Below are 12,540 nucleotides of genomic sequence, written 5' to 3'. Positions count from 1 at the left end.
GGATGCGACTGTGGCTGGGGAAGGGGCCTGATGTGCGAAGGCTATTGTGCCACCGATCACCGGGCGCCCGCTGGCGGCATGGCACCAGCGGTGCTTTGCGTAACTGTTTGCCGATTCTTGTGTGAACAGTGCGGTCCAACACTGCGTTGCATGGTGCGAAAGGAAGGTCTGCGTCATGAAAACATTCACGCTTCTCTCCATGGCGGCCAGCCTGGCTCTGCTGTCCGGTTGCGCAGTTGCGCCCGCGGCCACCACCACTACCGTGACCGAAACCGCGTCCGGTACGACGACGATAACCACCAGCATCGCGCCACCCGCACTGCCCGTCTATGAGCAGCCCGTGGCGCCCGGGCCCGGCTACCTCTGGACGCCAGGCTACTGGGCCTGGGGCGATGCGGCCTACTACTGGGTACCCGGAGTCTGGGTGCTGCCGCAGCGCGTGGGCGTCCTGTGGACCCCCGGCTGGTGGGGCTGGTCAGGCGGCGTCTACCGCTGGCATGCGGGTTACTGGGGACCGACGATAGGTTTTTACGGCGGCATCAACTACGGCTTTGGCTACTTTGGCACCGGCTACGTCGGCGGCTACTGGCACGGCGACCAGTTCTATTACAACCGCACCGTCAACAACATCCACAACACCCACATCACCAACGTGTATGTGGACAACAGCGTCACGCACAACAACACGACGGTCAACCGCGTGAGCTACAACGGCGGCAGCGGCGGAACCATGGTGCAGCCCAATGCGATGGAAAAGACCGCGCTGCACCAGCCACATACCGCTCCTACGGCAGCCCAGGTGCAACAGCACACCATGGCCGTGCAGGAGCGCAGCCAGCGCTACAACCCGTCAGGCACCGGGCCAGCCGTGTACGGAACATCACGCGTGAGCGAGCATTTTGCCGATCCTGCGGCAGCAGTACGCACCCCTGCCGAGCCGCACCCGGCAGCGACCGTGCGCCAGGAAACAGCGCCAGTGCACACACCAGCCGAACATGCGCCAGAACGTGCAGAACGGATGCCCGAGCGTGCTGCCCTCGGGGAGCGCGAGATCGCGCCAATGGAACGCGAGCGCACGCAGCCGCGTCCGGCCGCACACGCGCCGCAACACGCGCGGCCTGAGCACCACGCCCCTCAGCCACATCCGCGCCATGAGCGCGAACACGAACACGAAGAGCGATAGCAAACCGCTGCTGTCTTGCAACCGCCGGGGCAACGGTGTTGAACGGCACGCCGTTGCCGTAAATCGGACCGCACCTTCGATGCGCCAAGCCCAACCGGTACGCATGCCGTACAGTCCGTGTCATCACGCAGCCGCAACGCCCAACACCCATGCACCAGCCGACACTTACCCACCGTGCCCTGCTGCTTCTGCTGGTCGCTGTCACGCTCGCGTTTGGCGCCATCCTGCTGCCGCTGCACGGTGCGATTTTCTGGGGCATGGTGCTCGCCATCCTGTTCGCACCGCTGCACCGGCGGCTGCTGCTGCGCATGCGCCGCACGCCCAATCTGGCGGCGCTGCTGACGCTTGCGATCTGCCTGCTGATCGTCATCCTGCCCATCCTTGCCATCGCGGCGTCGATGGCGCAGGAAGCCGGCGTCGTCTACCAGCGAGTGCGCGCCGGCCAGATCAACTTCGGGGCCTATGCGCAGCAGATCTGGGCGGCGCTGCCCGCATGGGTACTCAAGTTGCTCGAGAGCCTGCATCTGGGCACCTTTGCCGAACTGCAGACCAAACTCGCGAGCTTTGGCGCCCAGGCCAGCCAATTCCTGGCCAACCAGGCAGTGAACGTGGGCTCCAACACGCTGCAGTTCATCGTCAACTTCGGCGTGATGCTCTACCTGTTGTTCTTCCTGCTGCGCGACGGAACGCAGTTGGGCACGCGCATCCGCAACGCGATTCCCCTGGATGAGGAGCACAAGCGCGAACTCAGCGCCAAGTTCATCACCGTGATCCGCGCCACGGTCAAGGGCAACATCGCGGTGGCAGCGACGCAAGGGGCGCTGGGCGGCCTGATTTTCTGGGCGCTGGGCATCCAGGGGCCGGTGCTCTGGGGCGTAATCATGGCCTTCCTCTCGCTGCTGCCGGCCATCGGCGCCAGCCTGATCTGGGGGCCGGTGGCGCTGTATTTCCTGGCGACCGGCGCCACCTGGCAAGGCGTCACGCTGGCGCTGTACGGCATCGGCGTGATTGGCCTGGTGGACAACGTGCTGCGCCCGCTGCTGGTGGGCAAGGACACCAAGATGCCCGACTACGTGGTGCTGATCTCCACGCTGGGCGGCATGGCGCTGTTTGGCTTGACCGGCTTCGTCATCGGGCCGGTGATCGCAGCGCTGTTCATCGCGACGTGGGATTTGTATTCGCCGCCACCAGCAAGCAGCGGTACCGAATAAAAACCACAGAACAAGCAAAAACCCGGGGGCACCCCCGGCGGTTCGTGCTGGACGAAACAAGGCTACCCGCGCAAGCTGCCGCAACATGTGCACGGATTCCCTTCGCCACCGTAGCGCAGGGCCAATTCCCATCGTGTAGCGCATGTGACTAAAACGCCACGCTCACACCAGCGGCTTTGCTGGCGGCACATTTTGTCGCACGCAACCAGAGAATGACCTTCATCTCGCGGGCCAACAGCCACGGCCCCGGAAGCCAACATTCAGGAGAGCACACATGCCCATCGCCAACGTCATCCAGCGCGGACCCGTCATCTATGTTTACAACGAAAAGAACCAGACGCTCTTTACCAAAATCGTTGGGCGCGAGCCGACCGACGGTGTGAAGGGTTACACCAGCAGCTTCGTCAACATTCAGATGGGACGGGTCATCTACACCTACAACGAAAAGGGGGCGACCACAGGCACCAAAATCGTCTGATGAAAGGACCTTCATGCAAGCCCAAGCCAATACCGCACATGACCATGACCCGCTTTTGCCGCTGATCCAGCGCCTGGAGCACCTGCTGCATGACCTCGACCCCATGGGAACCTGTTGCCGCCTGAACCTGGACATGGAGGACGAGTACGAATGTGAAGCACCGCACATCGCCCGCCTGCTGAGCACCGGTGTGCCACTGCGCGATGCCGTCTGCCAAGTGTTTGATGCATGGTTCTGGGAGGACTGCCTGCAGACAAAGTGGGGTGAAGAAGGACTAAGCGCGCTCATCGCCAACCTTGATGACAGCCTGCAGCGCCCGAGCAGTGCGCAAAATCAAATGCTTGCCCTGCACGAGATGCTGTTTCAGAACATCCTGCCTGACCTGTTCACCGAAGAATCGGGTTGGACGTATGCCAGCTTCATGCAAACCGCACCCGAGCTGCTCAACCCTGCCGCCTATGAAGGATTCATCATGATCCGGGTGGGTGTACCGATCATTAATCTGGACGATGCGGAAGAAGAAACCAGCGACGAAGACGAACAGGACAGCACCGAGCCCCCACAGATGCCCCGCCCCGGAGAGCCAGACACCGACAACCTCCTGCCGTGGTTGCATGCCCTGCTGTTTGAAAAAACCCGCCGACGCACCCCGCCGGAGCAGCTACTGACTTATGAGCAATTTCTTCAGCAGGTTCGAGCCCGCATCGGAGCCTGAAAGCAAAAGCTTCATCCCCACGTCCATCCCGTTACCCACACGCAAGGTGCCTGATCATGCCTGCCACCACTCACCTGCTCTACCTTCACGGTTTTCGATCCTCGCCCCAATCCGCCAAAGCGCAGCTATTGCAGCACCACGTTTCCGAGCATGACCCCCAGGTCCTGTTCGCCGCGCCGCAGTTGCCCCCATCGCCCAAGCAAGCAGCGGCGCTGCTGCTCCAGACAACCCATGCCTGGGACGACGTGCCGCGAGATCGGATGGCTGTCATCGGCTCATCCTTGGGGGGCTTCTACGCCACCTGGCTGGCGCAGCAACTGGCCTGCAAAAGCGTGCTCATCAATCCCTCCATCGCCCCATGGGTCACGTTGCAGCGCTACCTGGGTGTGCTGAGCCCCTGGGACAAGCCCAATGAAACGTTTGACTTTCGCCCCGAACACCTGGACGAACTGGAAGCCCTGGACGTGGCGCACCAGCCCCCTGCCGCGCCCCAGTTGCTGATCGTGGCCACGGGCGACGAGGTGCTGGACTGGCGCGACACGGTGAGGCGCTACCCGCAGGCCACGACGCTGGTACACGAAGGTGGCGACCACGGGCTGCCGAACTTTGCGGACTATCTGCCGGAGATTGAAAAATTCCTGCACTGGCGGCCCCGGCACGAATGACCGATGCCCCAGCCATTCTTCCGCAAGGCGTTTGAACGCTGGCTGGCCAACAACCGCCCTCGCTTGAAGTACGAGCTACTTGGTGCCTGCATTGCAGTCGGTTACATGGCAACGGGCGTCAGTAGATCCCTTACTCTTGAACGTCGGGTGCCGACTCGGCCAAGCGATCCTGACTCGCACGTTTCTTGGCACCGCCGCCCCAAAGCTCATGCGCGACCGTTTTCGGTGCCACTTCTGCAGCGACGGGGCGCGACCACACCAGTGCCGCGGCGGCATACAGTGCATCACTGCGCTCACCAATGGCCTTGTCATCCCATTTTTCCGGGTATTTGCCGTTGAAATACGTGTTGATGAGCAACGCGCTCTGGCCCAACTTCGCGCGCTTGCCTTCCACCATCTCGCCTTTCGTATTCTTCCAGTCGTCGAACGGCCCGTTACTGACTGAACTATTGAGCGGCTGGGTCAGCAATGTGAGGTTGCCGAAACGGTGGATGGCGATGTCGCGCGCGGGATGCTGTCCATCCGACATGCTGTCCTCTTGGTAGTAGGCCACGGTCGCCCAGCTTTGCGGCATCACATGCTCGACAGTCAGTGCTGCTTGGACGGGTACCTCGTTGCTCCCCTGCGCCGGGCCACGGGCGCCATATTCGAGTGCGCGCAGGATGCCGCACACTCGCGCTGGCTTCATTTCCCAGTACACCGGCCGATTAGTCCAACGCTCGCGGAATATTTCGTCACTCGGCCAACGCTCACTGTCTGCGGTGGCTGCCAGCAGGGCCGTCCGCAACGCAGCCTGCGGCGCATCCGGTGCGGCGGTAACCGCCTGCAACAGACGCATAAAGAAGCGGTTGTAACCTTTGGTAGTCATCCCACATACGGCGCGGCGCGTGAGGTGGGAGGCAAGGTCGCCCAGCGCCTGCCGCAGTTCCGGGCTATCGGCAGCCAGCCGCTCGCGTAGCGCCAGATACACCGGCGTGATGATGCTCACGTCCAACGCTTGCATGAGGCGCGCGAATTCGGCCAGCCACCCGGTGCCCTGCGGAGACACTAATTCCTTGAAGTAACCGCTGGCGGTGACGATGCGCTCAAGCTCCTGCTCCAGCTCGCGGTGCTCGGTTTGCCACCACGCCTTGAATGCCTCGAATACATGGCCGACCAGCGTGGTTTCACGGCTGCGCAGCACCGTGTAACTGTAAAAGAACAGGTCAATGCGCGGATAAGTCAAGCGACCTTGCCGCTCCTTCTCCACCCAGTAGCGATTGCTAGTGACACCCTTGCCATCGGCTGCCAAATCGAACTGACTCCAGAACTTTGTGTACAGCGCACTGACCGGCTTGCCATCACGCGCGGCCTGCAAAAACACGAAGTTTCGGATCAGGTCGGAAGCGAGGAGCGGTTCACCGCGCGCGTTGAGTGTCTCGAAAATCACCTGAGGGTCGTCTTCGGCCTCCAGTTGCAGTGTCATGATCTGCACGTTTTCCGCCAGCGCCATGTACAAAGCCTGGGCACGTTGCGCGTCAAACGTGCCAGCGGACTCCAGCGGCACCACGGCATTGCCCCCACGAATGCGCTTAACCAGTTCGTCACTGGGTGTGTGCTCGTCGAAATCGGCAGCACCCGCGAGATCGACGCCTTGCAGATAGGCAAGACAGGCGAAATAAAAGTACAGGAAGGTCTGCACCATGAGCGGGCGTTCGACCTTGCGGCGACCATCACGCGCAGGGTACGCACTGCAAACTGACGCCACATCCGCAGCCGAGTACAGCAACTGCATTTCATCCTGTCCAGCCTGGGTGGGCCAAATCTTGTGGTAATCCGTATCCACCGTGTACGGGCCGGGATTGCGCACGAGGGCATCCAGCATCTTGAACAACTGTTCGTCACCCAGGTTCTGCACCGCTTGGCGGAAGGCTAACAACAACAGCTGCAACGTCGTGGAGCGCTGCTGGCCGTCGATCACCTCGTAAGCAGGTACCCGCCCGAAAGGCGGCGTTACCGGGGTCAGTACTAGAGAACCCAGGAAGTGCTTTTGCAACGGCTTGAGTGCCCCAGCACTCACGCTTTGTTGGGCCGCGTCACGTTCGAGTCGCGCATCTGCACGATTCTGTATGTCAACCCACAACGGCACCACTTGCTTCTCCAGCGTCCAAACGTAGCCACGCTGGAATATTGGAATTTGGTACTGATATGGCGCATTGAACAGCCCGGTGACGGTGGTCTTGTTCGGTTGCATACGTGATTTCCCCTTATTTGAACTTTACGAGTGATCTCTACAGTGCTGCTTACAGGCAGCCCCTACCAAGTTTCCAAGCGCATCATGGCTGTCATCAGCGAGAAAGACTCGACTACGACCCATTGATTTTCAACTACTGGTGTTGCACTTCGGAGTTGAGATCGTCAAATCTCACTTTACCCGCACCGCACAGCCCCACCCGCCACCGCCAGCCACAGCCACTGCTCCAGCACAGGGTGGCCGGTTGCCCGTTCAATGGCGTCCGCATAGGCCGCCAATTGCCCCTGGTAGCGGCCTGCCAGCTCGCCCCACTGCCTGCTTTCGTGCGGCGATGACTTGTGGTCGATCAGGATGAATCCCTGCGGCGTGTCCAGCAGCAGGTCGATGCGGCCATTGAGGATCTGGCCGTTGGGCAGCAGGGCCTTGACGGGGACTTCGGCGCGGGCGGTGCAGCCGGGCCAGCACTGGGCCATCCAGGCATGGAAGGCGCGGATTTGCTGCAGGACAGCCGCAGCTTCAACCTGGGCGCCGACCTGAAAGCCACCAAGCACCCGCGCCACCGATGGCTCGGACAGCCATGCGCCCGCCTTATCGGTAAAGCTGGCCGCCAGGCAGGCGTGGATCGCACTGCCGAGCACGCCCCAGTCCACGCCCTGCGTGGCCACGGTGATGCGCTCGCCCACCTGCACCTGCTCCAGCATGCGGCCTTCACTGGGTGCCACGCCCGATGGGTTGAAGAACAAAGGCAGATGCTCACGGGCTGGCAGCTCGGACGGCGAATGCAGCGGGTGGGTGCCGTCGTCCGGCTGCGCCACTTGGGTTGCTGGCCCCTCCAGTTGCCAGGTCTGGCAGGGCACCGAGCTGCCCGCAGGCAGGGGCAGCGCGGTGGCGGCCTCATCGCCTTCCAGCAGCCAGGGCGCGCCCAGGCCATCGAGCCAGGCCTGGGTTTTGGCCTTGTCTTTCAGCGCCAGCACCAGGATTTCGCGCGGGCGCGTCATGCTGACGTAGAGCAGGCGCTGTTCTTCGGCCAAGGCAGCGTTGGCAAACGCGCGCGCCAGGTCGGATGCGTCCACCGCGTCCTTTACGGCGATGCCGCTGGCCTGCTTGCCAAAAGGCCAGGGCCAGTAGCGGATGAAGCGCCCGCGCAGCGGGCTGGCCGCATCCACCCCTTGTGGTGACAGGGTAGAGATGCCCCACAGGCGGCTGCGCGGCTCCTTGTCCAGGTCAGTGAGGATGACCACGGGCCACTCCAGGCCTTTGGCACCGTGGTGGGTCAGCACGCGCACGGCGTCCACGCCCGGCTGGGCCAGGGCGTCCTCGTCGGTCTCGGCCTGGGCGCGCAGCCAAAGCAGCAGCCCCGAGATGGTGGCGGCCTGCCGGGTGCCACGACAGCTGTCCTCGTACTGCGCGGCCATGCCAAGCAAGGCGTCCAGATTGGCCAGGCGCGTGCGGGCCACGGCTTGATCCTGTTGCCAGCGCAGCACCCGCTTGGGCAGGTCGCAGGCGGCCATGACCCTTCGCAGGGCTTCGTGCGGGGTCAGCAGCGGCAGCTCGCTTCGCAGCGCGGCCAGCAGGGCAACCAGGGGGTGGGCCTGCTCGCCGCTTTCGCACCATGCCGATCGGCGGCCGCCCTGCTGCAGGTAGGCCAGCCGGTCGGCCAGCCAATCCTCGGGCTCCAGGCCATCGGCCAGCGACAGGATTTCGGCCGTGGCCACGGTGTCGGCCGGGTCGTTCAGGCGGCGCAGGCAGGCCAGGGCCAGTGTGGCCTCGGGTGTCGCCAGCAGGCCAGGCTGCGCGGTGGCAGCAGCCACGCCAGCGCGCCGCAGGCTGACTGCAACACGGGTCACCGCATCGTTGGAGCGGCACAAAATCGCCACGTCGCTGGCTTTCAGTGGGCCCAGCGTTTCCGTTCCCTTGGCGGGTATTTGCAGGCCGCTGGCCAGCAGGCGCTGCACGCCACCCGCCAGTGATTCGGAGATTTCATCGACGTTCTGGCCGCCCAGCTTCCAGCGGCACAGGGCGGGGTTGGCCGTGGTTTCGGGCCGCCGGGGCTCCAGCGCCACCTGCTCAGCGGCCAGCATGGGGGCGAAGGCCGGCACGAAGATCTGGTTGGCCAGATCAACCAGCGCCGGGCGCGAGCGCCAGGAGCCGTTCAGGATGCGGCTGGTGCCGCCCATGCCGGGCAAGGCGGCCACGATGGCCTGCATCAGCTCGGTGTCGCTGCCCCGAAAGCCGTAGATCGCCTGCTTGATGTCGCCCACCCAATAGGTGTGCCGGGCCAGGCTGGAGAGCTTGAGGAACAGCGCGAGCTGGATCGGGCTGGTGTCCTGGAACTCGTCCACCAGCAGCAGATCAAGCTCGTCGCGCAGCACGGCGGCCACGTCGGGGTCGTCCAGCAGCTTGAGCAGCAGGTGTTCCTGGTCGGTGAAGTCCACCACGCCCAGGGCCAGCTTGCGCGCCCGGTAATGCTCCAGGGCCTCGGCGCAGATGCCGAACATGCGTTGCAGGTAGTCCCGGATGTCGGCATGCAGCTGCGGGTGCGCGTCGCAGGCGCGGGCCAACATCTGGATGGGCTCGCTCAAGGGCAGCAAACCTTTCTCGGGTGCCTGTTTGGACAGCGCCACCCACTTCGACCACGGGGCGACACCCTGGCCAAGGGTGTGCGCGAACTGCTCCAGTTGCGTGACGTATTCCTGGGTCTTTTTGACTGTAGATTTGCCGGCGGCGGCGCGCAGCTCGGGCAGCGTGCGCCGCATCTGCGTGGCGAGGTCGTCCGTCAGTGTTGTCCGCAGCGGCGCCGGGAAGTGCGCCAGCAGGTCATCGGCATTGCGCCGGGCGAATTCGGGCAAGCTGGCCGGATCGATGTCGTTGCCACGCGCCTGCGCGACCAATGCCTCGATGTCTTTGGACCACTCCTGAATGCCAAGGCGGTCGGCCAGGTCGGACACAGCCTGCGCCTGCTCGCTGCTCGTCGCCATCTCGATGGCTTCGCGCACCAGTTGCGCGGTCTGCGCTTCGTCCAGCACCTGCTGGCGCGTGGCCATGCCGGCTTCAAAGGCAAAGCGCTGCAACAGGCTGCCGCAAACGCTGTTGACGGTGCCTATGCGCGCCTGCCCCATGGCGTTGGCCAGATCGACACGCCCCGCGCCCAGCAGGTGCTGGCGCACGCGCTCGCGCAGCTCGGTGGCGGCCTTCTTGGTGAAGGTGGTGGCAATCACGCCGCTGGCGCGAATTTCGGCGCTTTCAAGCAGCCCACCCAGGGTCTGCATCAGCGTGTGGGTCTTGCCGCTGCCCGCGCCGGCACTGATGAAAGTCAGGCTCATTGGTCTTGCTCCCAGCCGGCCAGCGTCAGGTAATCGTTGTAGGCCGGGTTCAGCGCCTCGGGCGCCAGGCCATCCTCGGGCGGATCGGCGTCGGCCGCATCGTCCAGCACGACCTCGATCTGGCCCCCGTCGAGCTGCTGGCGGCGCCGCTGCCAACTGACCAGAAAGCGCTGCCACAACTGGGCCGGCCCTTCGTCCTGCATGTCGGCCTGTCGGCGCACCACCCTGGCTTCAGGGAAGAAGTGCGGGTCAGTCGCCAGCAGCTCGCCCTTGCTGAGCGAGAAATAGGCCAACTGGGGCCAGCGCCCGGTCTGCTGGCGCAGCAGCTCGCCGTAGATGGCCAGTTGCAGGTGGCGATTGCCGGCCAGCTTGTCAACATAGCTTTTGGCACCCCACTTCATGTCGATGATGGCCTGCGCGCCGTCCTGGCGCGTGACCAGCAGGTCGCCGAAGCCGGTGATCTCGCCGCCGACGAAGTGGCCCTGAAGTTTTTCTTCAGCCACCACGGACACCACCTGCGCCGAGCGCCACTGGCTGCGCAGGCGCGTCAGCGCGAATTTGAGCTTGCGCCGCAGCGCGGCCAGTTCTTCCTGGCGGCCCGGCATCTGCAGCACAGCGCCTTCCTGGGTCACCAGTTCGTCGAATGCGGCGCTGAACCACGTCTCGAATGCCGCGTCGGCCTGCGTGAGGGCCATGGGCTGCTGCACGTAGCGCTCAACCAGATGGTGCGAGAGGTTGCCGTACAGCAGGACGCCGTCGCTGACATCCAGAACGCTGCTGGGGTTGAGCGCGGCCGGGTACTTGAGCACCCACTGAAACGGGTTGAACAGCAGGGATTCCAGGCTGGAAAACGATTCGGTCTCGCGTGGCGGCACCAAAATACCTGCTGGCAACTGCCACCAGCGCCGCCGCTGCGGCAGCGGCTGGTGGGCCAGCACAGGCAGCCGCTCATCGCGCAGGCTGTCTTCCAGTGCCTCAACGCGGGGCGCGTGGCCGCCTTCAAACAGGGACTCCAGCAGCAGCCAAACCGGGTGTACCTCGGCACCGGGCGGGGGCAGCACCAGCACCAGCCGCTCGCGCGCGGCCAACAGCGGCTGCAGCCAGCTTCGCGCCTCGCGCGCGAGCAGGAGTTCCATATCCGGCAGGACGATACCGGCCTGGCTCAGCGCCGCGATTTCGGCACGAGACCACGGGTAAGGCGCTGTATCACCCGGTGCCTGCAACTGCCACCAGATCACCTGCTGCGCCGCATCGACGGCTGCAGCCGGGTGCGTAATGGCACGGCACGCGCCCGCCTGGGCGGCAAGCAAGGGGTTGGGACTGCCTTGCGCCGTGGCCTGCGCCAGCAGGGTCTGCAGGGGCTGCGCGCCGATGCGCGTGTCGCCCTGCAAGGCCAGCGCCCGCAAGGCGCGCTGCAAGGTCAGCACCTGCGCCAGGCCGCTGTTGAAGGCCAACTGGCGTGCCGGGTCGGCGTCGCGCAGCCGCCCCTGGAAATGCTGGGCCAGGGCCTGCAGCCGCTCGCCCAGCACCGCCAGCGGGACGCCCTGCACCGGGTCATGGCGCTCGGGCTCCACCCACAGGCGGATGCGCTCGCGCACCTGCGGCCAGTCGGCGCCGCTGGCCGGGCAATCGGCCTCGATGTCGGCCAGGGCGCGCTCCCACGCCGGGCCGTGGCCGATGCCTGGAGACTGCGCCAGCATGCGGGCCAGCCGAACGCGGGCCGCGCGTGGCACGGGGCAGATGGGATGCGTCAAAAATTGCAGCAGGCCATACAGATCCAGCGGCCGCCACAACTGCCCCAGCACCAGCGGCAATACCTGCAGCGCGGGGCGGAAGGCGCTGGGCTCCTTGAATCCCTGGCGCGCCAGGGTGGCCGCCGCCAGCACCTCGTCAAGCACCCCGACGCTGGGCGCGCACAGCACGGTGTCCATAGGCTCGGCGTGCAGCCACTGGGCCAGGTGCCGGGCGGCCAGCCATCCGGTTTCGGCCTGCAACACACGCACGCTGCCATCGTCACGCCAGCGCAGGCGTCGGCCCGCACCGCTGCCGGCGGGCGCGAGCACCGCCCGCTGGAGATCGGCCAGCAAGCTGGCACCCGGCACGGGCTCGAAGGCGTTTTGCCGGGACTCGATCGGGCGCAGCCGGGCCAGCACACGCTGCCAGGCCAGTGGCCAATCCGCCAGTGGTTCGCACAGCGCCAGCCTGCCAATGCGTGGCGCCATGGTCTGCATGGCCAGCACGACCTGCGCCAGTCGCTCGCCGATACCCAGGGCGAGCTGGCCGGCCACCTCGGCTTCGACGGCCGCCATATCGCGCAAGCGCCGCGATGGCGCTGCGGCAAGCGCCGGCGGAGTGGCGTCGCCCCAGCCATGCAGATGCCACAGGTCGCGCCACGCCAGCAGGGTGGCCGCAGTGCCCAGTTCATCGACTGCGAAACTGCGGTGATAAAAGCGCGCAGGGCCATCGAGGCGCTTGAGCGCCTCGCGGTACTGCAAGACCCGGTCCGAGGCGCTGGGCTCCTGGCGCAGCAGGCCCAACTGTGTTTCCAGCACATTGAGCAGGCCCAGCGGCCCCGTCGTCTGTGCGTCCAGCTCGGGCACGACGGCATCGCCGCGCTGCCCATCGAGGTGCAATCCCACACGCAGTTGCATGGTTCCATCCATTGTTGTGATGTATCGCCGGGTCGGCTCTGTCCCTGTCCTCGGTGCAGTCTAACGAGCGGCGTGGGGCTG

The 12,540-nt window shown here is 65.0% G+C and carries 8 protein-coding genes; 5 read left to right on the top strand and 3 right to left on the bottom strand.

The window, feature by feature from the left end; genetic code table 11:
- Positions 1-175: 175 nt before the first annotated feature.
- From ABS45_RS00400 to ABS45_RS00380, 5 genes are all read left to right on the top strand, one after another.
- Entirely contained in the window at positions 176-1,183 is a 1,008-nt protein-coding gene (locus ABS45_RS00400; RefSeq protein ID WP_291551671.1) for a hypothetical protein, read from the top strand.
- Between the two features lie 149 nt (positions 1,184-1,332).
- Positions 1,333-2,394 (top strand): AI-2E family transporter, encoded by a 1,062-nt coding sequence (locus tag ABS45_RS00395; RefSeq protein WP_291551670.1) that lies wholly within the window; start codon positions 1,333-1,335, stop codon positions 2,392-2,394.
- A 274-nt stretch (positions 2,395-2,668) separates the two neighbouring features.
- Positions 2,669-2,872 (top strand): hypothetical protein, encoded by a 204-nt coding sequence (locus tag ABS45_RS00390; RefSeq protein WP_291551668.1) that lies wholly within the window; start codon positions 2,669-2,671, stop codon positions 2,870-2,872.
- A 13-nt stretch (positions 2,873-2,885) separates the two neighbouring features.
- Complete coding sequence (locus ABS45_RS00385; protein WP_291551665.1) at positions 2,886-3,587, top strand: hypothetical protein; 702 nt, start codon at positions 2,886-2,888, stop codon at positions 3,585-3,587.
- Between the two features lie 56 nt (positions 3,588-3,643).
- Positions 3,644-4,252: a YqiA/YcfP family alpha/beta fold hydrolase gene (locus ABS45_RS00380; RefSeq protein ID WP_291551664.1), complete on the top strand. Its 609-nt coding sequence runs from the start codon at positions 3,644-3,646 to the stop codon at positions 4,250-4,252.
- 130 nt (positions 4,253-4,382) lie between these two features.
- On the opposite strand, the gene ABS45_RS00375 is transcribed toward ABS45_RS00380, so the two are convergent.
- The 3 genes from ABS45_RS00375 to ABS45_RS00365 all read right to left on the bottom strand — a co-directional run bounded on the left by ABS45_RS00375 (position 4,383) and on the right by ABS45_RS00365 (position 12,459).
- A complete protein-coding gene (locus ABS45_RS00375) occupies positions 4,383-6,485 on the bottom strand; it encodes a DUF262 domain-containing HNH endonuclease family protein (RefSeq protein ID WP_291551662.1) in 2,103 nt (700 codons plus the stop codon).
- 176 nt (positions 6,486-6,661) lie between these two features.
- Positions 6,662-9,808, bottom strand: a complete 3,147-nt coding sequence (locus tag ABS45_RS00370) for a UvrD-helicase domain-containing protein (RefSeq protein WP_291551660.1) — start codon at positions 9,806-9,808, stop codon at positions 6,662-6,664.
- A complete protein-coding gene (locus ABS45_RS00365) occupies positions 9,805-12,459 on the bottom strand; it encodes a PD-(D/E)XK nuclease family protein (protein WP_291551657.1) in 2,655 nt (884 codons plus the stop codon). The genes ABS45_RS00370 and ABS45_RS00365 overlap by 4 nt, the downstream gene beginning before the upstream one ends.
- Positions 12,460-12,540 lie beyond the last annotated feature (81 nt).

This window comes from Comamonas sp. SCN 65-56 (assembly GCF_001724135.1).
Classification (GTDB): domain Bacteria; phylum Pseudomonadota; class Gammaproteobacteria; order Burkholderiales; family Burkholderiaceae_C; genus Comamonas_C.
This window is presented reverse-complemented; position numbering and strand designations above follow the sequence as displayed.